Origin of the sequence: Micromonospora kangleipakensis (assembly GCF_004217615.1) — a bacterium.
Classification (GTDB): Bacteria; Actinomycetota; Actinomycetes; order Mycobacteriales; family Micromonosporaceae; genus Micromonospora; species Micromonospora kangleipakensis.
This window is the reverse complement of the sequence record NZ_SHLD01000001.1, coordinates 6,173,645-6,198,813: the sequence shown is the minus strand read 5'-3', so window position 1 is coordinate 6,198,813 and position 25,169 is coordinate 6,173,645. Positions and strand designations below refer to the sequence as shown.

Annotated in this window: 19 protein-coding genes; 10 read left to right on the top strand and 9 right to left on the bottom strand. The window is 75.2% G+C overall.

Annotated elements, in window-relative coordinates:
* Positions 1-8 precede the first annotated feature (8 nt).
* On the bottom strand, positions 9-551 hold the full coding sequence (locus EV384_RS29490; protein WP_130338438.1) for an FMN-binding protein: 543 nt from the start codon (positions 549-551) through the stop codon (positions 9-11).
* A 20-nt stretch (positions 552-571) separates the two neighbouring features.
* Positions 572-1,969 carry a ferredoxin reductase family protein gene (locus tag EV384_RS29485; RefSeq protein WP_130338436.1) on the bottom strand — a complete coding sequence of 466 codons (1,398 nt, stop codon included), beginning with the start codon at positions 1,967-1,969 and terminating at the stop codon, positions 572-574.
* A 547-nt stretch (positions 1,970-2,516) separates the two neighbouring features.
* Between EV384_RS29485 and EV384_RS29480 the strand changes: the two genes are divergently transcribed.
* The 9 genes from EV384_RS29480 (at position 2,517) to EV384_RS29440 (ending at position 13,300) form a co-directional block, all read left to right on the top strand.
* Positions 2,517-2,966, top strand: coding sequence for an SAV_6107 family HEPN domain-containing protein (locus tag EV384_RS29480; RefSeq protein ID WP_130338434.1), 450 nt, complete (start codon positions 2,517-2,519; stop codon positions 2,964-2,966).
* Positions 2,967-3,115: 149 nt separating this feature from the next.
* On the top strand, positions 3,116-3,898 hold the full coding sequence (locus EV384_RS29475; protein WP_242624352.1) for a hypothetical protein: 783 nt from the start codon (positions 3,116-3,118) through the stop codon (positions 3,896-3,898).
* A gap of 46 nt (positions 3,899-3,944) precedes the next feature.
* Entirely contained in the window at positions 3,945-5,585 is a 1,641-nt protein-coding gene (locus tag EV384_RS29470) for a DNA polymerase Y family protein (protein WP_130338432.1), read from the top strand.
* A 222-nt stretch (positions 5,586-5,807) separates the two neighbouring features.
* Positions 5,808-9,221 (top strand): error-prone DNA polymerase, encoded by a 3,414-nt coding sequence (locus tag EV384_RS29465; protein ID WP_130338430.1) that lies wholly within the window; start codon positions 5,808-5,810, stop codon positions 9,219-9,221.
* Between the two features lie 94 nt (positions 9,222-9,315).
* Complete coding sequence (locus EV384_RS29460) at positions 9,316-9,498, top strand: hypothetical protein (RefSeq protein WP_130338428.1); 183 nt, start codon at positions 9,316-9,318, stop codon at positions 9,496-9,498.
* Positions 9,499-9,540: 42 nt separating this feature from the next.
* Positions 9,541-10,290, top strand: coding sequence for a methyltransferase domain-containing protein (locus EV384_RS29455; RefSeq protein ID WP_207232507.1), 750 nt, complete (start codon positions 9,541-9,543; stop codon positions 10,288-10,290).
* Complete coding sequence (locus EV384_RS29450) at positions 10,287-11,468, top strand: alkaline phosphatase family protein (RefSeq protein WP_130338425.1); 1,182 nt, start codon at positions 10,287-10,289, stop codon at positions 11,466-11,468. Before EV384_RS29455 ends, EV384_RS29450 begins: the two co-directional genes overlap by 4 nt.
* 61 nt (positions 11,469-11,529) lie before the next feature.
* Positions 11,530-12,789 carry a DNA polymerase IV gene (locus tag EV384_RS29445; protein ID WP_130338423.1) on the top strand — a complete coding sequence of 420 codons (1,260 nt, stop codon included), beginning with the start codon at positions 11,530-11,532 and terminating at the stop codon, positions 12,787-12,789.
* A gap of 115 nt (positions 12,790-12,904) precedes the next feature.
* Positions 12,905-13,300 carry a DUF3040 domain-containing protein gene (locus tag EV384_RS29440; protein ID WP_130338421.1) on the top strand — a complete coding sequence of 132 codons (396 nt, stop codon included), beginning with the start codon at positions 12,905-12,907 and terminating at the stop codon, positions 13,298-13,300.
* A gap of 486 nt (positions 13,301-13,786) precedes the next feature.
* Here the strand turns inward: EV384_RS29440 and EV384_RS29435 are convergent, their stop codons facing one another.
* From EV384_RS29435 to EV384_RS29425, 3 genes are read right to left on the bottom strand one after another with little or no spacing between them, the layout of a single operon-like run.
* Positions 13,787-16,255: a transglutaminase TgpA family protein gene (locus EV384_RS29435; RefSeq protein ID WP_130338420.1), complete on the bottom strand. Its 2,469-nt coding sequence runs from the start codon at positions 16,253-16,255 to the stop codon at positions 13,787-13,789.
* A gap of 16 nt (positions 16,256-16,271) precedes the next feature.
* Entirely contained in the window at positions 16,272-17,570 is a 1,299-nt protein-coding gene (locus EV384_RS29430; RefSeq protein WP_130338418.1) for a DUF58 domain-containing protein, read from the bottom strand.
* 1 nt (position 17,571) lies between these two features.
* A complete protein-coding gene (locus tag EV384_RS29425) occupies positions 17,572-18,624 on the bottom strand; it encodes an AAA family ATPase (RefSeq protein ID WP_130338416.1) in 1,053 nt (350 codons plus the stop codon).
* A 448-nt stretch (positions 18,625-19,072) separates the two neighbouring features.
* Here EV384_RS29425 and leuS point away from each other — a divergent pair, with 448 nt between their 5' ends.
* On the top strand, positions 19,073-21,913 hold the full coding sequence (leuS, locus tag EV384_RS29420; RefSeq protein ID WP_130338414.1) for a leucine--tRNA ligase: 2,841 nt from the start codon (positions 19,073-19,075) through the stop codon (positions 21,911-21,913).
* A gap of 383 nt (positions 21,914-22,296) precedes the next feature.
* On the opposite strand, the gene EV384_RS35175 is transcribed toward leuS, so the two are convergent.
* From EV384_RS35175 to EV384_RS29400, 4 genes are read right to left on the bottom strand one after another with little or no spacing between them, the layout of a single operon-like run.
* The gene (locus tag EV384_RS35175; RefSeq protein WP_165440109.1) at positions 22,297-22,479 is read right to left on the bottom strand and encodes a hypothetical protein; all 183 of its coding nucleotides are present in this window, start codon (positions 22,477-22,479) and stop codon (positions 22,297-22,299) included.
* Positions 22,479-23,219: a TVP38/TMEM64 family protein gene (locus tag EV384_RS29410; protein ID WP_130340890.1), complete on the bottom strand. Its 741-nt coding sequence runs from the start codon at positions 23,217-23,219 to the stop codon at positions 22,479-22,481. Before EV384_RS29410 ends, EV384_RS35175 begins: the two co-directional genes overlap by 1 nt.
* On the bottom strand, positions 23,159-23,881 hold the full coding sequence (locus EV384_RS29405; RefSeq protein WP_130338412.1) for a type 1 glutamine amidotransferase: 723 nt from the start codon (positions 23,879-23,881) through the stop codon (positions 23,159-23,161). Before EV384_RS29405 ends, EV384_RS29410 begins: the two co-directional genes overlap by 61 nt.
* Positions 23,871-25,118, bottom strand: coding sequence for a MurT ligase domain-containing protein (locus EV384_RS29400; RefSeq protein WP_130340889.1), 1,248 nt, complete (start codon positions 25,116-25,118; stop codon positions 23,871-23,873). Before EV384_RS29400 ends, EV384_RS29405 begins: the two co-directional genes overlap by 11 nt.
* Positions 25,119-25,169: the final 51 nt, after the last annotated feature.

Sequence of the window (25,169 nt, the reverse complement as noted above, 5' to 3'; positions counted from 1 at the left end):
CACCCCGCTCACTTCAGGTGCGCCGCGTCGATGGCGGACTGGAGGGACTCGCGGTAGCCGTCGCTGGTGACGGTGGCCCCGGAGACGGTGTCGATCTGCGCGCTCTGCGCGGCGAGGGCCTGCTGCCGCAGGATCGGCACCGCGTAGTCGTTGATCTCCTGGTCCCGGCGGTTGCCGTCCGGCACCTGCAGGGCGGTGACGTCGGTGATCTTCCCGCCGGAGACGGTGATCCGGACCTGCACCGGCCCCCACCGGGTCTGCGCCACCGACCCGGTGGCCTTCCCACTGGCCGAGGAGCCGTTGGACGACGAGCCGCCCGACGAGTCCGAGCCGGTCGGGTCCGAGCCGGTCGGGTCCGAGCCGGTCGGGTCCGAGCCGGTCGGGTCCGAGCCGTCCGAGTCGGTCGCGGTCCAGGAGCCCGCGGCCGAGCCGTCGGAGCCGGCGGCGATCGCGCTGCTCTCCCCGCCGGGGCCCATCGTGCTGGTCTTGTAGCTGAACAGCAGCACCAGGGCGGCCACGGTGGAGAGCAGCCAGACGGTGATCCGTCGCATGGATCCTCCTTTCGCGCCTGTCACCAGGCGAAGCGTTCGTGATGGGTGTGCGCGTCGGGCACCCCCGCCGCCCGGGTCGCGGCGCGGGCCGCGTCCACCCAGCCGTCCGGTCCGCAGAGGAAGACGTCGTGACCGGCGATGCCGGGGGAGAGCCGGCGCAGGGCCTCCGCGTCGGGCCTGCCCTCGGCGTACGCCGGCAGCCACGCGGGCCGCCGGGCCCGGGGGCCGACCAGCGGGTGCACCACCACCCCACGCTCCGCCGCGAGCCGGTCCAGCTCCGCCCGGAAGGCCAGCTCCTCGGGGGTACGCGCGCGGTAGAGCAGCACCGCCTCGCCCGGGGCGTACGGCAGCTCCCAGAGCAGCGCCAGCATCGGGGTGATCCCGACGCCGCAGGCGAGCATGGTGACCCCGCCGCCGCGCCAGTGATCCCCGGTCAGCCGCCCGTACGGCCCCTCCAGCAGCACCCGGGTGCCGGGGCGCAGGGTGCCCACCCGGGAGCTGTCGTCCCCGAGGTCCTTGACCGTGATCCGCATCAGGTCCCCGGACGGGGGCGCCGACAGCGAGTACGGGTGCGCCCGGGACCAGCCGGGGCCGTCCAGGAACCGCCAGAGGAAGAACTGCCCGGCCCGGGCGGGCAGCCGGTGCAGGTCGCGCCCGCGCAGCCAGACCGAGGTGATGCCGGGGGCCTCGGGGACCACCGCGGCCACCTCGACCCGGTGCCGCAGCGAGCGCCAGGCCGGCAGGCCGAGCCGGAAGACCAGCACGCTGGCCAGCGCCAGCAGGTACACCGTCCACCAGTAGGCGCGGGCGGCCGCCGAGTCGACGAAGTCGGACCCGGTCCAGAGCTGGTGCGGCAGCGCCAGGGCGATGCCGAGGTACGCGTACAGGTGCAGCAGGTGCCAGGACTCGTAGCGCAGCCGGCGCCGGGCCGCCCGGACCGAGGTCACCACCACCAGCACCAGCAGGGCCAGCGCCGCGGTGGCCAGCAGCATCCCCGGGTACGTCGTGACCAGCTCCCAGGTCTCGACCAGCACGTTGCGCCGGGCGGTCCCGGCGTACCCGAGGGTGGTCAGCAGCACGTGGGCGAGGAGCAGGTGGAACGAGGTGAAGCTGGCGAGCCGGTGCCAGCGGGCGATCCGGTCCTGGCCGAAGCGCCGCTCGATCAGCGGCACCCGGGCCATCAGCACCACCTGGATGAGCATCAGGTCGGCGCTGACCAGGCCGGTGAGCCGGCCGAGCGAGGTGAGGCCGGTGGCGAGGCCGCCGAACAGCTCCTGCACCCCCCGGTCCGCGGTCCAGAGCGCGGTGACGACCAGCAGGCTGAGCACGGCCGCGCTGCCCGCGACGTCGGCCCACCAGCCGGGGACCGCCGGGAGGGCGCGACGCGTGGCTCGCCGGTCGGCGACGGCGGCGGTCACCGGACGGTCGTTTCGGTGCGGCTGACGTTCATGTGTCAACCCTGCGATGACCACCTCCGAGCGGCCTTTGCCGTTGCTGTGCGCGGCCTGAGAGGGCTACAACGAGCTGTCCTCCCCCACGCCGTGACGGCGACCCGGACGGTCCCGGCACTCTCGCGCGTCACACGTTGCATTTTCGTCGGAGGGGAGGTGTACTGTCAGGGCAGTTAGAACGAGTGTTCGATTCGGTCGTACGCCCGTTCCAACACCCGGGAGAGGTGTTTCGCGGCTCCGGATCCCGGGAGGTGCGGTTCCGCGGACCGCACCGGGTTCCGGGCAGTCGCGAGTCCGGTCCCGTCAGGCAGGATCGTCGCCCGCCGCCCACGACCCCCGGGCGGCGGGCGACGGACCCGCCGGTACGCCGGCCGGGTGTGGTGTGGGGAAGCGTCCACACCCGGCCGGCCCCCACCACGGTGCGTCTTCCTCCGCACCACCCGCTCCGGGCGCCCGCTCGGCGGATCCGATCCGTCACGCGACGCGCCCGCCCCGGTCACGCGGAGGAGACACCATGCCGACCAGTCCGGCTCAGGCACCGACGGTGCCGGCGCACGTGCTGCCGCACCGCACCCCCGCCCAGCTGCTCGCGGTGGCCCGCCACGGGCTGGCCGAGGCCGCCCGGACCCGTCCCGACGGTCTCCGGTACGCCGCCGCCCACCTCGCGGCGCTGCGCGCCGCCGCCGCCCTGCTCGCGGCCCGGGCCCGCCCCGCGCCCACCCGTCGCAACCGGATCACCAGCGTCTGGGTCCTGCTCTCCGGCGTCGCCCCCGAGCTCGACGAGTGGGCCCGCTACTTCGCCGCCGGCGCCGGCAAGCGGGCCGCCGCCGAGGCCGGCATCCCGCGGGTGGTCACCGCCCGGGAGGCCGACGACCTGCTCCGCGCCGCCGAGCAGTTCGTGACGGTGGTGGAGATCGCGCTCGGCCTGGCGCACCAACCGGCGCTCGACGGGCTCGCCGCCTGAGTCGTGGTGTCCGGCCACCACCGGCGGGACCCCGGGTGGCCGGACGCCACCCGGCGCGTGTCCCGCCCGGCGCGGCAGCCGCCGCTCTTTCTGATCCAGCAGCACACGACGGGGTAGGTCCCCGCGCGACACGACGGGGGGTTGGTCCGATGGCGGGCCGCATGGTGGTCGGTTCCGCCGCACTGGCCGGTCTGGTGCGTCCGGCGAGCGCACCCGACCCGGCCGGCGGCCACCGGGTGCTCCCGGTCCGGCCGGAGCTGACCGGGCTGCTGCCCAATCGTGGGCTGCGCCGCGGCAGCACCATCGCCATCGGCTCCGGGCAGCCCCGGCGCAGCGGTGCGACCTCACTGATCCTGGCGCTGCTCGCCGAGGCGTCCCGGGCCGGCTCGTGGTGCGCCGTGGTCGGGGTCCCCACCTTCGGGGCGGGCGCGGCGGCCGAGGCCGGGATCGCCCTGGACCGGCTGGCCCTGGTGCCGAACCCCGGGCCGGAGTGGCCCACCGTCATCGCCGCGCTCATCGACGGGGTGGACGTGGTGGTCACCGCCGTGCCGACCACGGTCTCCGCCTCGGTCGCCAACCGGCTGGCCGCCCGCGCCCGGCAGCGCGGCAGCGTGCTCGTCCCGTACGGCCGCTGGGACGGCGCGGACGTCACGTTGCAGGTGGTCCGGGGCGTCTGGGAGGGGCTCGGGCCGGGCCGGGGGCGGCTGCGACGCCGGGAGGTGACCGTCTCGGCGCGCGGGCGCGGCGCGGCCGCCCGCCCGAAGGAGATCAAGGTCTGGCTGCCCGGCGACGAACTCACCCGGGTCATCCCCCGGGCGACCGGGGTGGCCGGGCCGGGCGCCGGGCGGCTCCGCCCGGTGACGCCGGCCGCCTCGGCTGCCCTCGCCATCCCGTCCCGCCGCGGCGCGCTCACCCTCGTCGGTCCGGCATGACCGCCGGTGTGAGCGGTGTGCCGTGCGTCCGCCGGAGAGGGCCGGCGTGACTGCCGCGCCGGTGCGGACGCTGCTGCTCTGGTGCCCGGACTGGCCGGTCCTCGCCGCGGAGATCGTCGACGGGGTGCCCGCCACCGACCCGGTCGCGGTGCTGCACGCCAACCGGGTGGTCGCCTGCTCCGAGCGGGCCCGCGCCGAGGGGGTGCGCCGGGGGCTGCGCCGGCGCGAGGCGCAGGGGCGCTGTCCGCAGCTCACCGTCGTCGAGTACGACCCCGGCCGGGACGCCCGGGCGTTCGAGCCGGTGGTCGCCGCCGTCGAGGAGGTGGCCGCCGGGGTCGAGGTGGTCCGCCCCGGGGCCTGCGCGCTGGCGGCCCGGGGCCCGAGCCGTTACCTCGGCGGTGAGGAGGCGGCGGCCGAGCGGATCATCGAGCACGTCGCCCAGTCCTGCGCGGTGGAGAGCCAGGTCGGCATCGCCGACGGGGTCTTCGCCGCCGGGCTGGCCGCCCGGGACGGGCGGATCGTGCCGCCCGGCGGGACGCCGGAGTTCCTGGCCGCCCTGCCGGTCGAGGCGCTCGGCCGCCCCGCCCTGGCCGACCTGCTGCGCCGGCTGGGGGTGCGTACCCTCGGCGACTTCGCCGCCCTGCCCGCCGGCGACGTGCTGGCCCGGTTCGGCTTCGACGGGGCGCTGGTCCACCGGCTCGCCGCCGGGCAGGACCACCGGCCGCTCGCCGTCCGGCAACCCCCGGCCGACCTGACCGTCACCGCCGAACACGACGAGCCGATCGACCGGGTCGACGCCGCGGCGTTCGCCGCCCGGACGCTGGCCGAGCAGCTGCACGAGCGGCTCGCCGCGTACGGGCTGGCCTGCACCCGGCTCGGCATCGAGGCGGTCACCGCGCACGGTCAGGAGCTGCACCGGGTCTGGCGGCACGACGGCCTGCTGACCGCCGCGGCCATCGCCGACCGGGTGCGCTGGCAGTTGGACGGCTGGCTCTCCGGCAGCACCGGCCGGGGCGGCGCCCGTCCGACCCGGCCGACCGCCGGGATCATCCGGCTGCGGCTGGTGCCGGACGGGGTGCTCGCCCAGGCCGGCCTGCAACCCGGGCTGTGGGGGGAGACCGGCGAGGAGCGGGAGCGGGCGCACCGCGCGTTGAGCCGGGTGCAGGGCATCCTCGGCCCCGAGGCGGTGGTCACCGCCGTGCTCGGCGGCGGCCGGTCCCCGGCCGACCAGACGCGGCTGGTGCCGTGGGGCGATGAACGGCTCCCGGCCCGTCCCGGCCCGCCGGCGCTGCCGGACGAGCCGGCCGCCGGTGGCGCCGCCGGCACCGACCGGGCTGCCGGTCGGGGTGGTGGTGGCACCCCGCCCTGGCCCGGCCGGCTCCCGCCGCCCGCACCGGCCGTGGTGCTGCCCAGTCCGCTCGCCGCCACCGTGCACGACGCCGCCGGCGAGCCGGTCGTGGTCAGCGCGCGACTGGCGGTGAGCGCCGCGCCGGCCCGGCTCACCGTGGGTACGGGTCGCCCGGCGGAGATCGTCGGCTGGGCCGGTCCGTGGCCGGTGGACGAGCGCTGGTGGGCGCCGGCCGAGGCGCGGCGGCGGGCCCGGTTCCAGGTCTGCCTCGCCGACGGCGCCGCTCTGCTGCTGGCCGTCGAGGCCGGCCAGTGGCTGGTGGAGGCGATCTATGACTGAGCCGGTCCGGCCCGGTACTAGTGCGCGGGTCCGGCTGGCCCGCTCCACGCGGGGAGCGGGTGTGCCGGTGAGCGATATACCTGTCAGGCATATTTATGACTCACAGGTATATCGCTCACCGGTCCTTCCGTCGTCGGCGGAGCTGCGGCGGGTCAGCCGAGAGCGGGAGTGCGGGAACGGGTGCCCGCCGCCGTCCGCCGTCGCTCCATCCGGAGCGGCGGGATGAGCTTCCACAATCCCCAGCTGCCCTGGTCGGAGCTGGAACGCGTGCTCTCCGGCCGGTCCGGCGACGGTCGGCGGCCACGCGGCGGACGGTCGCGGGACGGGCGGTCTCGGGACGAGCGGGTGCGGGACGAGCGGCACCTGCACGTGGTGGATCCCCTCGCCGTGGACGCCGACGGCGGGGACTCCCCGGCCTGGAGCCGCAAGCGGCAGCACTACGAGGCCCCCGAGCTGCCCCGCCCGGACGGCACGGTGCCCTACGCCGAGCTGCACGCGCACACCAACTTCAGCTTCCTCGACGGCGCCAGCCACCCGGAGGAGCTGGCCGAGGAGGCCGCCCGGCTGGGGCTCACCGCGCTCGCCGTCACCGACCACGACGGCTTCTACGGGGTGGTCCGTTTCGCCGAGGCGGCCCGCGCGCTGCACCTGCCGACCATCTTCGGCGCCGAGCTCTCCCTCGGGCTGCCCGGCCCGCAGAACGGCGAACCCGACCCGCTCGGCCGGCACCTGCTGGTGCTCGCCCACGGCCACGAGGGGTACGCCCGGCTGGCCGCCACCATCTCCCGCGCTCAGCTGCGCGGCGGCGAGAAGGGCCGCCCGGTCTACGGCGAGCTGGAGGAGGTCGCCGCCGAGCTGCGCGACCACGTGCTGGTGCTGACCGGCTGCCGCAAGGGGCACGTGCCGGGCGCGCTGCTCACCGAGGGCGTCGACGCGGCGGCCCGGGAGCTGGACCGGCTCACCGCGCTCTTCGGCGCGGAGACGGTGGCGGTGGAGCTGACCGATCACGGCCACCCGGTCGACGCCGACCGCAACGACGCCCTCGCCGAGCTGGCCGCCGCCGCCGGGCTGCCCACGGTGGCCACCAACAACGTGCACTACGCCACCCCGGGCCGGCGGCGGCTGGCCACCACCGTGGCCGCGGTCCGGGCCCGGCGCAGCCTGGACGAGATCGACGGCTGGCTGCCCGCCGCGGCCACCGCCCACCTGCGCAGCGGCGCGGAGATGGCGGCGCGGTTCGACGCGTACCCGGGGGCGGTGGCGCGGGCCGCCGAGTTCGGCGCGGAACTCGCCTTCGACCTGCAACTGGTGGCGCCGCGGCTGCCGGCGTACCCGGTGCCGCCAGGGCACACCGAGATGAGCTGGCTGCGACACCTGACCGAGCAGGGGGCCCGGGAGCGGTACGGCCCGCGCGAGGCGCACCCCGAGGCGTACGCGCAGCTGGAGCACGAGCTGCGGATGATCGACGAGCTGGGCTTCCCCGGCTACTTCCTGGTGGTCTACGACATCGTCGCGTTCTGCCGCGCGCAGGACATCTACTGCCAGGGTCGGGGCTCGGCGGCGAACTCGGCGGTCTGCTACGCGCTGCGGATCACCAACGTGGACGCGGTCCGGCACCGGCTGCTCTTCGAGCGCTTCCTCGCCCCGGAGCGGGACGGGCCGCCCGACATCGACGTGGACATCGAGTCCGACCGCCGGGAGGAGGTGATCCAGCACGTCTACGCCCGGTACGGCCGGGAGCACACCGCCCAGGTCGCCAACGTCATCTCCTACCGCCCCCGGTCGGCGGTGCGGGACGTGGCCAAGGCGTTCGGCTTCTCGCCCGGCCAGCAGGACGCCTGGAGCAAGCAGATCGACCGCTGGGGCTCGGTCGCCTCGGTTGACGTGGAGGACATCCCCGAGCAGGTGGTCGCGTACGCCAACGAGTTGCAGACCTTCCCCCGGCACCTGGGCATCCACTCCGGCGGCATGGTGATCTGCGACCGGCCGGTGATCGAGGTCTGTCCGGTGGAGTGGGGCCGGATGCCCGGGCGCAGCGTGCTCCAGTGGGACAAGGACGACTGCGCCGCGGTCGGGCTGGTCAAGTTCGACCTGCTCGGCCTCGGCATGCTCTCCGCGCTGCACTACGGCTACGACATGATCGGGACGACCCTCGACCTGGGCGACATGACCCTGGACGACCCCGAGGTCTACGACATGCTCTGCCGGGCCGACTCGGTCGGGGTGTTCCAGGTGGAGAGCCGCGCCCAGATGGCCACCCTGCCCCGGCTCAAGCCCCGCTGCTTCTACGACCTGGTGGTCGAGGTGGCGTTGATCCGCCCCGGCCCGATCCAGGGCGGCTCGGTGCACCCGTACATCCGGCGCAAGAACGGCCAGGAGCCGGTGACGTACGCGCACCCGCTGATGCGCAACGCGCTGGAGAAGACCCTCGGCGTGCCGCTGTTCCAGGAGCAGCTGATGCAGCTCGCCATCGACCTGGCCGGCTTCGACGCGGCCGGCGCCGACCAGCTGCGCCGGGCGATGGGGGCGAAGCGGTCGGTGGAGCGGATGGCGCAGATCGCCGACCGGCTCTACGCCGGGATGGCCGAGCGGGGCATCACCGGCGAGCTGGCCGACGACGTCTACCGCAAGCTCACCGCGTTCGCCAGCTACGGCTTCCCGGAGAGCCACGCCATGAGCTTCGCCTACCTGGTCTACGCCAGCTCCTGGCTCAAGCGCTACCACCCGGCGCCGTTCCTGGCCGCGCTGCTCAACGCCCAGCCGATGGGCTTCTACTCGCCGCAGACCCTGGTCGACGACGCCCGCCGGCACGGCGTCGAGGTGCGCCGCCCGGACATCAACGCCAGCGGTGCCCTGGCGGTGCTGGAGTCCACCCCGACCACCCGGTGGGGGAGCGCGCCGGGGGAGCCGCCGCACCAGTGGGGGCTGGGCGGTCCGGCGGTCCGGCTCGGGCTGGGCGGCGTGCGTACCCTCGGCGCGGACGTGGCCGAGCGGATCGAGGCGGAGCGGACGGCCAACGGGCCGTACCGGGACATGCCGGACCTGGCCCGGCGGATCGGTCTCACCGCCGCGCAGCTGGAGGCGCTGGCCACCGCGGACGCCTTCGCCTGTTTCGGGCTGACCCGGCGGCAGGCGCTCTGGGCCGCCGGCGCGGCGGCCCAGGACCGGCCGGGCCGGCTGCCCGGCACGGTGACCGGCGCGGCCGCGCCCACCCTGCCCGGGATGGAGGCGGTGGACCGCCTCGTCGCCGACGTCTGGGCCACCGGGCTGTCGCCGGAGAGCCACCCGGCCCGGTTCATCCGCGACCGGCTCGACGCCCTGGGCGCGGTGCCGATCGCCCGGCTCGGCCGGGTGGAGCCCGGCCAGCGGATCCGGGTCGGCGGGATCGTCACCCACCGGCAGCGCCCGGCGACCGCGGGCGGGGTCACCTTCCTCAACCTGGAGGACGAGACCGGAATGCTCAATGTCACTTGCTCCCCGGGCCTCTGGCAGCGCTACCGTCGAGTCGCCCGCACCAGCGCGGCACTGGTGGTGCGGGGCCGGTTGCAGCGGCACGAGGGGGTCACCAGCCTCACCGCGGACCGGCTGGACGCGATCGAGCCTCCCGTGGCTCCGGCATCCCGGGATTTCCGCTGAGCGGAGTGATCCACATTACGGTTTCCGGGGCCGGTAGGCGGGAGACTTCCGGCACGCGCGGGCAGAGTGGCCCGCCCGGCATGGGGGAAGAACGATGACCCTGAACAGCACGCACATCGGTGGAGTGGCGAACGCCCGGCGCACCCGGCTGGCCGCCGGCTGGTCGCCGGCTTCGGACCCGGAGGCCCGCGAGTACCAGGTGACCGACGGGCCGGTGGCCAACGCCCGCCGCTCCCGCGCGGAGGAGCAGGACCCCGCGGGCGGCGGCGAGTCCTGACCCGGAGCGCCACCACCGGCCTGCGGGAGTCGGGTGGCGCGGGTGACTAGGCTCGACCGGGTGGAGCAGACTCGAACGCTGACCCCCCGTACCGCCGTCATCTGGTCGGTGCTCCGGGGCGAGCTGGAGCGCCGTGCCGGTAAGCGGCTCACCGTGCTCGATGTCGGCGGCGGGACCGGCGGATTCGCCGTTCCGCTCGCCGAGGCCGGTCACTGGGTCACCGTGGTCGACGCCAGCCCCGACGCGCTCGCCGCGCTGACCCGCCGGGCCGCCGAGGCCGGGGTCGCCGACCGGGTACGCGCGGTGCAGGGCGACGGCGACGCGCTCGCCGGGCTGGTCGAGCCGGCCAGCGTCGACCTGGTGCTCTGCCACTCCGTCCTGGAGGTGGTCGACGAGCCGGCGTCGGTGGTGTCGGCGCTGGTCGGCGCGCTGCGCCACGGCGGCGCGGCCAGCGTGCTGGTGGCCGGCCGGGCCGCGGCCGTGCTCGGCCGGGCGATGAACGGTCACCTCGACGTGGCCGCCGCGCTCGCCGCCGACGCGCACGGCAACGCCGGGCCGCGGGACACCCTCCGGCGGCGGTACGACGTCGACGGCGCCGCCGCGCTGCTGACCGACGGCGGGCTCACGGTCGAGGAGATCCACGGGGTACGCGTCCTCGCCGACCTGCTCCCCGCCGCGGTGGCGGACGGCCAGCCGGCCGCCCTGGTCGAGCTGGAGCGGGCCCTGGCGGCCCGGTCGCCGTACCGGGACCTCGCCGCCCAGCTGCACCTCTTCGCCCGCCGCCCGGCATGACCGGCCCGTCGCCCGCCTCGGCCGGGCGACCCGGTCCGCTCGACCCGGTCGCCCCGCGCTATGGCGGCGGCAACCTCGCCGACGTGCTGCCCAGCGCCCTGGCGGTGCTCGGCGTCCCCGGCGCGGTCGACCTGCTCGGTCTGGGTCCCCAACTGGCCGGGGTACGCCGGATCGCCGTGCTGCTGGTGGACGGGCTCGGCTGGTACCAGATCCCGACCGCCGCCCCGTACGCGCCGACCCTCGCCGGCCTCGCCGCCACCGTCGGCACCCCGCTCACCTCCGGCTTCCCCTCCACCACCCCGACCAGCCTGGTCAGCCTGGGCACCGGCGTCGCCTCCGGCGCCCACGGCGTGCTCGGGTTCAAGGTCCGGGTGCCCGACACCGACCGGGTACTCAGCCACATCGAGTGGGCCGGCGACCCGGATCCGCTGGCCTGGCAGCCGGTGCCCACCCAGTACGAGCGGGCCCGCGCCGCCGGCGTCGCGGTCACCGTGGTCAGCCGCCCCGAGTACGGCGGCAGCGGCCTCACCCTCGCCGCCAACCGGGGCGGCGACTACCGGGGCGCCTCCGAGGTCGACGGGCTCGCCCGGCAGATGCTCACCGCCCTCGCGGCCGGCGCCGGCCCGACCCTGGTCTCCGGCTACCACCCCGACCTGGACCGGCACGGCCACCTCACCGGGGTCGACTCGGCGCCCTGGCGGCTCGCCGCCGCCGACGTGGACCGGCTGCTCGTCCGGCTGGTCGACGGGCTGCCGCCGGACGCCGCGCTGCTCGTCACCGCCGACCACGGCCAGCTCAACGTGCCGCAGGGCCGGCGCGTCGACTTCGACACCGACCCCCGGCTGCGGGCCGGGGTGCGGGTGATCGCCGGCGAGCCCCGGGTCCGCTACCTGCACGTCGAGCCGGGCGCGGTCGCCGATGTGACGACCGCCTGGTCGGCGGTGCTGGGCGACGCCGCGCGGGTGACGACCCGCGACGAGGCGGTGGCCACCGGCTGGTTCGGGCCGGTGCCCGAGGAGCACCTGCGCCGGATCGGCGACGTGGTGGTGGTCTGCCGTGACACGTGGGCGGTGGTCGCCACCCGGTCGGAGAAGCCGATGGAGTCGCGCCTGGTGGCGTACCACGGCGCGGACACCGCGGCCGAGATGACCATCCCGCTGCTGGTCGTCCGGGGCTGACCGGCCGGCCGCCGGGTGGTCGGACCGTTCAGTTGTCGGACCCGGCGGCTAGCCTGCGGGGATGGGCCGCAGCCAGTCGTTGCCCCGGGGCGGCGATCCGCGCTTCGGGCCGGACGCCGACGACACCGGCTGCTCGATCCTGCACGTGGACATGGACGCGTTCTTCGCCTCGGTCGAGGTGCGCCGCCGCCCCGAGCTGCGCGGCCGGCCCGTCGTGGTCGGCGGGATCGGGCCGCGCGGCGTGGTGAGCTCCGCCAGCTACGAGGCCCGCCGGTACGGCGTCCGCAGCGCGATGCCCACCGCGCGGGCCCGGGCGCTCTGCCCGCACGCCGTCTACCTGCCGCCCGACTTCACGCAGTACACGGCGGCCTCCCGGGCGGTGATGCGGATCTTCCGGGACGTCACCCCGCTGGTCGAGCCGCTCTCCCTGGACGAGGCATTCCTCGAGGTGGCCGGCGCCCGCCGGCTCTTCGGCCCGCCGGTGGAGATCGCCCGGCTGATCCGCCGCCGGGTCGCCGAGGAGCAGCGGCTGAGCTGCTCGGTCGGGGTGGCGCCGAGCAAGTTCGTGGCCAAGCTCGGCTCCACCCGGGCCAAGCCGGACGGCCTGCTCGTGGTGCCGGCGGCCCAGGTGCTCGACTTCCTGCACCCGCTGCCGGTGTCGGCGCTGTGGGGGGTGGGGGAGCGGTCCGCCGAGGCGCTGCGCCGCCTCGGCCTGAATACCGTCGGCGACCTCGCCGAGGCGCCCCTCGGCCTGCTCCGCCGGGCGGTCGGCGAGGCCTCCGCCACGCACCTGCGCGAGCTGGCCTGGGGGCGGGACCCGCGCCGGGTCAGCCCGGAGCACGTGGAGAAGTCGATCGGCGCGGAGGTGACCTTCGACGTCGACGTCGTCGACCCGACGGAGATCCGCCGGGCGCTGCTCGCCCTCGCCGAGAAGGTCGGCGCCCGGCTGCGCGGCGCCGGGCAGGTGGGGCGGACGGTGTCGCTGAAGGTCCGGCTGGCCGACTTCCGCACGGTCAACCGGTCCCGCACCCTGGGCGTGCCGACCGACACCGCCCGGGAGATGTTCGACACCGCCTGGGCGCTGTGGACCGCCCTCGACCCGGGGGAGCCGATCCGCCTGGTCGGCGTACGGGTGGAGGGGCTGGCCGCCGCCGGTGAGACGCCGCGCCAGCTCACCCTGGGTGCGCCGGAGCGCGGCTGGCGGGAGGCGGAGGCGGCGGCCGACGCCGCGGCTGCCCGATTCGGGCGGTCCGTCATAGGTCCGGCCAGTCTTCTCGGCAAGCGTCATCCGGGTCGAGACGAAAATCCGACCCGGCCATAGGTCGTCCCGCTTTCCGACGCGCGAGCCCCCTCGTAGACTTGCGGGTAAGCAGCCGGTTGGCTGCCACGGTCTGTCGGCCCGAGCGGGCCGACCAACGTGACCGGGGAGGAGTGCCGTGCCGCTCTCGGAGCACGAGCAGCGGCTGTTCGAGCAGATCGAGCGGTCGCTTGCCGAGGACCCCAAATTCGCCTCGGCCGTGCGCGCCAGCGACCCGCGTTTCCACACGCGGCGTCGCCTGCTCGTCGCTGCCGGTGTGGTCATCGCTGGCCTGGCCCTGTTGGTCTACGGCGTGATGACGACCCCGCTGCTGTCAGTGGCGGGCTTCGTCGTGATGTTGGCCGCGCTGGGCTACGCGGTGCAGTCGCACCGCCGGGCGCAGTCGCCCGACCTGCACGTGGTGGGCGGCACGACCAGTCGTCGTCGTCCCCGTGGTGGTCGTACCGGCCGGCGGGGCTCGTTCCTCGACCGGATGGAGGACCGTTGGCGGCAGCGCCCGGAGGGGCATCGCTGACCGCGTCGCGCCGCTGACCACGTCGCACCGCTGAGGCGGGGTGACGCGACGGCGTGTCGTCGGATTCGTCCGGCGAGCGTGGTCGCCCCTTCGCGCCCTGCTGCCTCCCCCACGAGCGGGGCGAACCGCCCTCCCCGGCGATCCTGGACCCGGCGCTCCTTGAACCCCGGCGCTCCTTGGACCCCTCGGGCCGGCTTGACCGGCTGTCCGATCTTCCCCATCCCGCGCGTCCCGGCACGGCACGGCCGCCAGCTCGTCGCGCGCCCGCAGGTCCACTCTTGACTCGCCGGGAGCAGGTCCATTGATCCACTCCGGGCCGCCGATGTGGCGGGGTCCGGGGTGTCGGGATGCCACCATGTCGCGGACCTGGAGTGGGGATCAGCCGGCGCGGCCGCCGCGACGTGGATCACCCGGCGCGGCCCGGCGTCGCGGGTCGCGGGCGGTGTCCCGTCCGCCGGCGGGGGAGCGCCGGCGGACGGGACCCGGTCAGCGGGCCAGGCGGCCGGCCAGCAGGCGACGCGGACTCCATCGCACCACGAAATGCCGCACCTGACCGGCCGCGGCGACCAGCCGGGTGGAGGCGTCCGAGATGGCCCGCTGCCAGCGCAGCAGCACCGACGGCGGCAGCACGGCCGCCAGCAGGCGGGTACGTCGGTCCGCCCGCGCGGCGAGCGCCCCGCGTACGCTGCGCAGCGCCGGGTGCAGCGCCTCGCCGGTGAGCGGATCGCGCGCGTACCGGGCCCGCTCCTCGGCGCGGCCGAGCAGCCGGGCCGCGGTGGCCGCCGAGGCGTCCCCGGTGAGCGTGTCCCGGACCAGCCGGTCGGCGGTCGCCCGGGGCGTCTCCGTCCGGTCGACCGGCACCCGGAAGTCCACCAGTGTGTCCAGCAGCTCGTCCCAGGCGGCGTGGGCGTCCGCGCGGGCCCGGTCGGCGTCCGCACCGACCATCACTTCGCGCGCCCCACCCGGGCTGCCGGCGCCGGCGTCCAGCACGGTGGCCGTCGCCCCGTGCGCCCGGACGCGCCGGCGTCGGCGCAGCGCCCTGCGCAGCAGCGCCGGCGCGGCGAGCAGCGCCAGCAGGGCGAGCGCGCCGGCCGTCCACCACGGCCAGACCGGGGCCTGCCGGGTCGGGCCGCCACCGTTCACGGCGAGGCCCTCGTCAATCTCCTTGTCGGTGCGGTCCGGCCCGTTCGGACCGGCCGAGGGGTCGGCCGCGCCCGGGGCGGCCGTGCTGCCCGTCGTCGGGTTGGTCTCCTCCGGAGCGTCGGTGTCCGGGGCCCAGGGCGACCGGATCGAGCCCTGGATGCTCGCCGCCGGGGTGGCGTCGAACGGCACCCAACCGATGCCGCCGAAGAAGACCTCCGTCCAGGCGTGCAGGTTTCGGTTGGTCAGCACGTACCCGCCGCCGCCGGAGTTGCTGCCGTTGGCGAAGCCGAACGCCACCCGGGCCGGGATGCCGGCCCGGCGGACCAGCCACGCCAGCGCGGCGGCGTACTGCTGGCAGAAGCCGACCTTGGTGGCGAGGAAGTCGGTGATGTCGTCGCCGCTCGTGCCGCCCTTGGTGGCGAGCGAGTAGGTGAAGCCGTTCTCGACCGAGAAGTAGTCGTAGATGGCCCGCACCTTGTCGTAGTCGTTCTGCCTGCCCTTGACGAGCTGGTCGACCAGCTTGTCGACCTCCCGTACCACCGGGGCCACGGTCTGCTGGCGCAGCACCGGGTCGTCGGCGGAGAGCGACGGCGCCGCGCGCAGCGCCGAGGGGCTGTACGTCGAGCGGACGTAGTCGAATGAGTAGCGCTTGCTCCGGGAGTTCTCCCGGTTGGAGAAGAGGATCTGCAGGCTCGGGTCGTAGAGCCAGCTGCCGCTGAGGTCGTCGGTCTTCACCGGCTCCGCGTACACCGGCAGCAGGGGCATGGTGAGGTTCTTGGTCACCTCGACGGTCGCCCGGTAGCGCTGCCGCTCGACGCCCCGGCCGGTCCGCTCGGTCGGGTCGGGCAGGCGCCGGTTGGCCGGCTGGCCGGTCGGGACCCGCACCCGGAAGCCGTCCGGGCGCAGCTCGTCGGCCACCCCGAAGCGCAGGTAGAACGGGGACGCCTCGGTGGTGGTGACCTTGACCAGGTCGGTCACCTCGGACTGGTTGAGCTGGCCGCTCAGCGCGGCGAAGAGGTCGATCCGGCCCGGGCTGCCGCCCTGCCCCGGCCGCCCGGTGCCGTTGCCCGTCCCGGAGCCGACCGCGTTCATCAGGCCACCGGTCATCCCCGGCACGGCCAGCGGCAGCGCCACGGCCAGCGCGACGCCGACCACGGCGAGCCGGCGACCGGCGGCGGCCAGCGGCGACGCCTCCCACACGTCGACGTCCCGGCCCTCGCCGGTGAACCGGCGGCCGAACCGGCGCACCCGGTCGACGTTGTCGGTGACCAGGAGCCAGAGGTACCCGCAGGCGCCCACCACGAACGGGGTCGCGGGGACGCTGTCCACGTAGACCGCCACCGGCACCGAGTAGATCGCCAGCATCGGCAGGCCGGCCAGCGCCGGCCGGCGCAGCCCCACGGTCAGCACGTCGACCACGATCGCGACCCCGCCGATGCCGAGCACCGCGAGGAACAGCAGCGAGTCGACGTCGGGCACCTGCACGCCGTATGACCGCATGTCCTGCACCGACGCGCCGAGCAGCTCGCCGAAGTGGCCGAAGGTGCCCGGGGTGGGCAGGAACGCGAGCACCTCGGTGCCGCCCGGGAAGATCCAGGTCAGGCCGAGCAGCAGGCCGGCGAGCATGGCCAGCACCTGGCCCCAGAGCGGGGCCCGGACCAGCCGGCTCAGCGCGGCCGCCCCGGCCACCACCGCCACCACGATGGCCGCCTGGATCAGCCACGTCCAGCGCTCGAAGATGGCCGACAGCGGCGCCGCGGCCAGCAGGGTCGCCGCGGCGGCGACGAAGCCGAGGTTCCGGGTCGCGGTCACGAGGTCGTCCTTCCGGTCATCGCACGCCCCCGGCGACCGTCTCGGCGAGCGCCGCGCGCAGCGCGAAGCCCTGTGAGCCGCGGGCCGCCTGCGGCCACAGCACCGGTAGCCGGCCGCCGTGGTCCACGCCGATCACCCGCCACCCGCTCTGCAGCAGGGCGAGCGCCGCGGCGCCGTGCGCGTGCTCCGCCTCGGCGCGGGCCTTCGGCGGGAGGTTGAGCCAGGTGGAGCTGTCCAGCACGAAGCCGACGCAGGTGGCGCCGTTGCCCCGCAGCCCGCCGAGCAGCTCCGCCTCGGCCGTGCTCAGCGAGCCGAACAGGCCGATGATCAGCCCGCCGTCGGCCCGCTGCCGGACCCGGTGCACCAGCGTGGCGATCTCGCCCCGCTTGTCCAGCCGGACCTCGGCGAGGTGGTCGAGAAGCAGCCCCTCGCCGGCCCCCTCGGTCGCATCCACGTCGGCGTCCGAGCCGGTGACCAGGCGCAGCTTGTAGCCGGCCTGACGCAGGTGCACCGCGATGCTGGCCGCGGCGGAGACCGCCCACTCGAAACTCGCCGTCGGGCCGTCGCCCCGGTGGCCGAAGGCGCGGGTGTCCAGCACGACCGTGGCCCGGCTCTCCCAGGGCTGCTCCTCGCGGCGCACCATCAGCTCGCCGGTGCGGGCGGTCGACTTCCAGTGCACCCGGCGCAGGTCGTCGCCCATCCGGTACTCCCGGGTGGCCGCGTCGTCCTCGCCGTGCACCGCCACCGAGCGGGCCCGGCTGTCGCCGCTGCCGGCGTACTCGCCGGGGAGGCGGACCGAGGGGAGCGGGGTGACCTGCGGGATCACGGTGAGGTGGTCGGTGCTGGGGAAGGCGCGGGTGAGCTCACACAACCCGAACGGGTCGGTGAGCCGGACCACCAGCGGGCCCACCTCGTACCGGCCACGCACGTCGGCGCGGACCGTGTACGCCACCGAGCTGGCCTGGTGCGCGCCGAGCCGCTCCAGCACCACCCGGGGTCGACTGCCCAGGGCGTACGGCAGCCGGTCCTCCAGCAGCAGGGTGCCGGTGGGCAGCCGGGACAGGTTCTGCAGCCGCAGCACCACCCGGGAGCTGGCCCCGACCGGCACCCGGTGCGGCTCCAGCGACCGGTTGCAGGCGAGCTTGTAGCGGCTGCGCCCGACGTACGCCGCCGCGAGCAGCGGCAGAACGGCGAGCAGGACGGCCACCCGCAGCAGGTCCTTCTCGCCGAGGATGCCGGCGGAGACCGCGGCGGCCACCGCGGCCGCCAGGAACGAGCGGCCCCGGGTGGTCAGTCCGCGCAGGCCGTCGCGCACCTCACGGCCTCCGCGGCTCGTACGGACCGCGGCCGTTGCCGGTGGCGGGCCGGGTGTCGTACGGCGAGCGCTTGCGGTCGTGCGGCAACGGCAGCCGGTGCACCAGCTCCGCGACGATCGCGTCGGTGGTGCGGCGGGCCAGCTGCGCGTCGGCGGTCGGGATGATGCGGTGCGCCAGCACCGGCACGGCGAGCGCCTGCAGGTCGTCGGGGAGGACGTAGTCGCGCCCCTCCAGGGCGGCCACCGCGCGGGCGGTGCGCAGCAGCTGGAGGGTGGCCCGGGGGGAGGCGCCGAGGCGCAGGTCCGGGGCCTCGCGGGTGGCGGTGACCAGGTCGATCGCGTACTGCTTGACGGCGTCGGCGACGTGCACCTGCCGGACGGTGGCGATGAGCTGGCGCACGGTGGCCGCGTCGGAGACCGGGCGCAGCTCGTTCAGCGGGTCGGTGGCACCGTGACCGTCCAGCATGGCCAGCTCGGCGCCGACGTCCGGGTAGCCCATCGCGATCCGGGCGGTGAACCGGTCGCGCTGCGCCTCCGGCAGCGGGTACGTCCCCTCCATCTCGATCGGGTTCTGCGTCGCGATCACCATGAACGGGGTCTGCAGCTGGTAGGTGACCCCGTCGACCGTGACCTGCCGCTCCTCCATGCACTCCAGCAGGGCGGACTGGGTCTTCGGCGAGGCCCGGTTGATCTCGTCGCCGACCACCAGGTTGGCGAAGACCGCGCCGGGGCGGAACTCGAAGTCGTGGTTCTCCTGGTTGTAGACGCTGACCCCGGTGACGTCGCTGGGCAGCAGGTCGGGGGTGAACTGGATCCGGCGCACCGAGCAGTCGATCGAGCGGGCGAGCGCCTTGGCCAGCTTGGTCTTGCCGACGCCGGGGACGTCCTCGATGAGCAGGTGGCCCTCGGCGAGCAGCACGGCCAGGGCGAGCCGGACCGTGGCGGTCTTGCCCTCGATCACCTGCTCGATGTTGGCCACGATGGCCTCGCTGGCGGCGCGGAACTCGTCGTGCGGCAGCAGACCGCCCACCTCGTCCCAGGTCTGTTGTGTCACGGGCCTCCTCCTCGTCGCCGGACGGCAGCTCTGTATAGAGCACCTGGACCCGCCGTTAGGTTCGCGACGTGCGAGCCTCGTCTGCCGCAAAAATCTCACTGGTTCTCAGGCTAACCATGTTTACCGCTGTCGCCGACCCCCGCAGCCGGTCGGTCGGTTACGCCCGGAATATTCGTCAGGTCGGGGGAATCGGGCGGTCACGGCCCGTCGTCGCCGGGGCGGTCCGGGGGCCGGTCCGGCCGGGCGCGCGTCCCGACCAGCGGTAGCGGTCGGCGTGGACGGCCGCGGGGCGGGTAGACTCCCGGTCATGGCCGGAGTCTTCCTGCTTCTTACCGGGCCGTGCTGATGCGCTGACGCGCGACAGCACGGCGGCCCCTCCTGCGCGAGGGGCTTTTTTGTGCCCTGAGCAGAGCTCCCCACATCCGACATGAAGCGCCGAGGAGACGCCATGAGCGAGGCAGCCGCACCGGCGACCGACATCCCCCCGTTCCGGTACACCGCGACCCTGGCCGGCGACATCGAGCACCGGTGGCAGGAGACCTGGGCGCGGGAGGGCACCTTCCACGCGCCGAACCCGACCGGGCCGCTGGCCGACCCGGACCACCCGCGGGCGGGCGCGGAGAAGCTGTACGTGCTGGACATGTTCCCCTATCCCTCCGGCGCCGGCCTGCACGTCGGCCACCCGCTGGGCTACATCGGCACCGACTGCTTCGCCCGCTACCAGCGGATGGCCGGGCGGAACGTGCTGCACGCGATGGGCTTCGACGCGTTCGGCCTGCCCGCCGAGCAGTACGCGGTGCAGACCGGCACCCACCCGCGGACCACCACGGTGGCGAACATCGAGCGGTACAAGGAGCAGCTGCGCCGGCTGGGCCTGGCCCACGACGAGCGCCGCACGGTGGCGACCATCGACACCGACTTCTACCGCTGGACCCAGTGGATCTTCCTGCAGATCTTCAACTCCTGGTACGACGCGGACGCGAAGAAGGCCCGCCCGGTCGCCGAGCTGATCGCCGAGTTCGAGGGGGGCACCCGGCCGACCCCGGACGGTCGCCCCTGGGCCGAGCTGACCGTGGCCGAGCGGCGGGCGATCGTCGACGACCACCGGCTGGCGTACGTCTCCCAGGCGCCGGTGAACTGGTGCCCGGGGCTGGGCACCGTGCTGGCCAACGAGGAGGTCACCGCCGACGGCCGCTCCGAGCGGGGCAACTTCCCGGTCTTCAAGCGCAACCTGAAGCAGTGGATGATGCGGATCACCGCGTACGGCGATCGGCTGCTGGACGATCTGGACACCCTGGACTGGCCCGAGCCGATCAAGCTGCAGCAGCGCAACTGGATCGGCCGGTCGCAAGGGGCGCACATCGACTTTCCCACCACCCTGGAGCCGATTCGGGCTTTCACGACCCGGCCGGACACCGTCTTCGGCGCCACCTACATGGTGCTGGCCCCCGAGCACGAGCTGGTCGATCTGCTGGTGCCGGCGAGCTGGCCGGCGGGGACGAAGGACGCCTGGACCGGTGGGCACGCCAGCCCGCGGGCGGCCGTCGAGGCGTACCGGAAGGCCGCCGCGGCCAAGACGGACGTGGAGCGGCAGGCCGACACCCGGGAGAAGACCGGCGTCTTCGTCGGCGCGTACGCGACCAACCCGGTCACCGGCGGGCGCATCCCGATCTTCATCGCTGACTACGTGCTGGCCGGCTACGGCACCGGCGCGATCATGGCGGTGCCCGGGCAGGACGAGCGGGACTGGGCGTTCGCCGAGGTCTTCGACCTGCCGATCGTGCGTACCGTGCAGCCGGCCGACGGCTTCGACGGCAAGGCGTACACCGGGGACGGTCCGGCGATCAACAGCGCCGCGCCCGACCGCGGCGTGGACCTGAACGGCCTGGGGGTCGCCGACGCCAAGGCGACGATCATCGCCTGGCTGGAGGCGAACGGGTACGGCGCCGGCGCGGTGACCTACCGGCTGCGCGACTGGCTGTTCTCCCGGCAGCGCTACTGGGGCGAGCCGTTCCCGATCGTGTACGACGAGACCGGTGCCGCCATCGCGCTGCCCGAGTCGATGCTGCCGGTCGAGCTGCCCGAGGTGGACGACTTCTCGCCGAAGACGTTCGACCCGGAGGATGCCGGCAGCAACCCGGAGACCCCGCTGTCGCGGCGGCGCGACTGGGTGGAGGTGGAGCTGGACCTGGGCGACGGGCCGAAGCGCTACACCCGGGAGACCAACGTGATGCCGCAGTGGGCCGGCTCCTGCTGGTACGAGCTGCGCTACCTGGACCCGACGAACTCGGAGCGGTTCGCCGACCCGGCGAACGAGGCGTACTGGATGGGGCCGCGCGGGGCGGGTGACTGCGGGGGCACCGACCTGTACGTCGGCGGCGCCGAGCACGCCGTGCTGCACCTGCTGTACGCCCGGTTCTGGCACAAGGTGCTGTTCGACCTGGGGCACGTCTCGTCGTTCGAGCCGTTCCGCAAGCTGTTCAACCAGGGCATGATCCAGGCGTACGCGTTCCGGGACTCCCGCGAGGCCGTGGTGCCGGCGGAGGAGGTCGTCGAGGTCGACGGCCGCTTCTTCCACGGCGAGGCCGAGGTGCGTCGCGAGTACGGCAAGATGGGCAAGTCGCTGAAGAACGTGGTCACCCCGGACGAGATGTGCGCGGCGTACGGCGCGGACACCTTCCGGGTGTACGAGATGTCGATGGGCCCGCTGGAGGTGTCCCGCCCCTGGGACACCCGGGCGGTCGTCGGGTCGTACCGGTTCCTGCAGCGGGTCTGGCGGGCGATCGTCGACGAGCAGACCGGCGACCCGCGGGTCACCGACGTGCCGGCGGACGAGGCCACCCGGCGGCTGCTGCACCAGGTGGTCGACGGGGTCCGCGGCGACATGGAGGGGATCCGGTTCAATACCGCGATCGCCAAGCTGATCGAGCTGACCAACGCGCTGACCCGGCTGTCCGCCACGCCGCGGGAGGTGGCCGAGCCGCTGGTGCTGATGCTGGCGCCGTTCGCCCCGCACATCGCCGAGGAGCTGTGGCGGCGGCTGGGCCACGACAGCTCGCTGGCGTACGCGGACTTCCCGACCGCCGACCCGGCGATGCTGGTCGCCGAGACGGTGACCTACCCGGTGCAGATCAACGGCAAGGTCCGCGGCCGGATCGAGGTCCCCGCCGACGCGCCGGAGGACGAGGTGCGCGGGGCGGCGCTGGCGGCGGTCGCCGGTCCGCTGGCCGGCAAGGAGCCCCGCAAGGTCATCGTCGTGAAGGGCCGGATGGTCTCGATCGTCGCCTGACGCTCGCCGACCCGGAGGCGCGCCCCACCTCGGGGCGCGCCTCCGGCATGTCCTGGGTCAGGGCTCGCGGTGGTGGGCGGCGGTCACCGCGACCAGCGCGGCCACGACGGGCCAGACCGCGAAGACCAGCCAGGAACCGCGGACGGTCGGAGGACAGCCGGCCAGGTTCGGGCCTCGGTCGGCACCTGGGGTGGCGCGCGGGGTGCGGCCGCGACCGGTGCTCGCGTTCCGGCGGCTTGCCTGCCGTCCGCCGGGAGGCTGATGCGGTCGCGAGCGACATGACGCTGGGGCACATTCATGACTGTCAGGTAATCGCTCGCGGGCAGCCCAGCTTCGGGGATCGGCCGGCACCGGCGCGACCGGCTGCCCGTACAGCGCAGGCGTCACGTGGCGCGGCCGACGTCGGTGCCGAGGTAGGGAGGCGCCAGGCCGACGCCGGCCCGGTCCAGGTGCCGCAGCAGCGCGGCGACGAAGCCGGCGTTCGCCGGGGGCGTGCGGCGGACGGTGTCGCCGACCCGGACCACCTCGGCGATGAACCCGCCGGGCAGCGGCTCCTCGGCGGGCATCAGCCCGGGACCGCCCGGCGCTGCCGTTCGGCGCGCCACCAGCGGTGGATCAGCACCACGCTGGCGATCAGGCCGAGGCTGGCCGGCGCGGCGGCATACCAGTTGACGTGGCCCGGCGAGCTGATTGCCGCGCCGACGGCGGCGTAGCCGAAGGCGGTCGGGGCGGAGGCGATCAGGCTGCCGGCCAGGAACGGCAGCACCCGGGCACCGGTCGTGCCGTAGCCGTAGCTGACCAGCCCGAAGCCGGCGATCGGCAGCAGCCGGACGGTGACGACGCCCAGGACGCTCTGCCGGGCGAACCAGCCGTCGAGCCGGGCCAGCCGGCCGCGCACCCGTTCGGCGACGAAGTCCCGGCCGAGCAGGCGGCCGACGGTGAAGCCGATCGCCGCCGCCAGCAGCGCGGCGCCGAGGGCGTACGCGGCACCCTCCAGGGGGCCGAAGATCGCCCCGGCGGCGAGCGTGACGAAGGTCCGCGGGACCAGCGCCACCAGCAGCAGCGCCCCGCCGACGATCGCGGCTATCGGGGCATACCCGTCGAGGCAACCGGCCAGCCGCGGGAGCTGGGCCGGGTCCGGCCGGGGCACCAGGAACAGCAGGACGCCGAAGCCGGCGAGCAGCGCCAGGAGCAGGGCGAACCGGCGCGCCGACGGCTGTCGGAGCAGCCGCCGGACGGCCGGGATCACGCCCGGGCGGCGGCCGCCACCGCGGCGCGGCGTTCCGAGCGGAGCCGCTCGGCCCAGGTGTCGTCGAGCGCGGGGAGCTGGTGGATGCCGGTGGCCCAGCGCAGCAGCAGGTCGGCCAGGGCCGGGTTGCGGGCCAGGGCGGGCCCGTGCGAGTACGTGCCGAGCAGCTTGCCCCGCCACGCGCCCTCGGTGCTGCCGTCGTTGCCGACCCCGGCGGTGACCCGGGCCAGCGGCGACACGCCCGGCCCGAGGTGGGTGCGGCCGCCGTGGTTCTCGAAGCCGGTCAGCGCGGGGACGCCCAGCCGCGGGTCGACCTCGCCGGCCAGCTCGCCGACGGCCCGGGTGGGGCCGCGGTCGGAGGAGAAGTCGAGCAGCTCCAGCCCGGCGCACTTGGTGCCCTTGGCGAAGAACGAGGTGCCGAGAAGCTGGTAGCCGGCGCAGACGCCCAAGACCACCGAGCCCTGGGCGACCGCCCGGTGCAGGCCGCCGTCGGCGAGCAGCCGCTGGGCGCCGAGCGCCTGCGGGCCGTCCTCGCCGCCGCCGATCAGGTAGATGTCGGCGGTGGCGGGCAGCCGCTGGTCGGATCGGACCTCCAGCACCTCGACCGGCATGCCGCGCAGCTGGGCCCGGCGGGCCAGGATCAGCATGTTGCCCCGGTCGCCGTAGGTGGAGAGCAGGTCGGGGTAGATCCAGACGATGCGCAGGCTCTCAGTTGACACGGTCCAGCTCCGCTCGGATGTCCTGGAAGGCGGTGTAGTTGGCGATGACCTCCAGGCGGCCCGGTGGCACCGCCCGGATCGCGTCGTCGAAGGTCCGGACGTGCTGGAACGGCACGCCGTTGACGTCCAGCCGGACGGCCAGGTCGTACGCCCGGTCGCCGGTGATCAGGACCTGCCGGCCGCGGAGCGGGGCGAAGTCGACGTCGAAGAGCCAGGAGGTGTCCAGCCCGTCGGGGTCGCGGGCGTTGATGGAGAGCAGGGTGGGTGCCTCGTCGGCCATGTCGAACGCCTCCAGCCAGCTGGCCGGGTTCTTGGCCAGCAGCAGCCGGATGTTGCGCCCGTCCCGGTCCACCTGGGCGTAGCGGCCGGCGACCGAGGTGACCGTGCCGAGCCGGGAGACCGCGTCCACCGGGCGGACGCCGAACTCGGCGGCGACGGCGAGGGCGGTCGCCGCGTTGCCCAGGTTGACCTTGCCGGGGAGCTGGAGCTGGACCTTGTGCCAGGCGCCGCTCGGGTCGAGCACGCCGTCGTCCTCGACGGTCCACTGCGGCTCGGGGCGGCGCAGCGGGCAGCCCGTGCACCACCACTGCTCGCCTGAGCGCTGGATCGTGGAGCCGCACTCGGGGCACACCCACGAGTCGTCGTGCCAGCGCTGGCCGGCGCTGAACCAGCTGACGTGCGGCGGGATGTGGCCGCGGGCCGGGTCGGCCGGCGGGGTGGCGGCCCAGACCACCATCGGGTCGTCGGCGTTGGCGACCACCCGCACGTCGGGGTGCTGGACCAGCGCGGCGCGCCAGAGCTGCGCCATCATGGCGACCTCCTTGGCCCGGTCGAGCTGGTCGCGGGAGAGGTTGAGCAGCGCCACGACGTGCGGCTCGGTGGCCTCCAGGACCTGGGCGAGGTAGTGCTCGTCGACCTCGAGCACCGCGTACGGGGTGCTGCCGGCCTTCGCCAGCGCCGAGGTGTGCCCGGTGGGCATGTTGGCGCCGAAGGAGTTGGTGGCGACCCGGCCGAGCACGCCGACGGCGGCGGTGGTGAGCCGGGTGGTGGTGGTCTTGCCGTTGGTGCCGGAGACCAGGGCGATCGCGCGCCCCGCCGCCAGGTGCACGAGCAGATCCGGGTCGATCTTGAGGCCGATCCAGCCGCCGATCACCGAGCCGTCGCCCCGGCCGGCGGCCCGCGACAGCGCCGCGGCGGTCCGCGACACGGAGCTGGCCACCTTTGCCCGCAGGGGCATCTTCGCGTCCGTCACCCGAGCGAGGTTACCGGACCCGTGGCACTGCCAGAT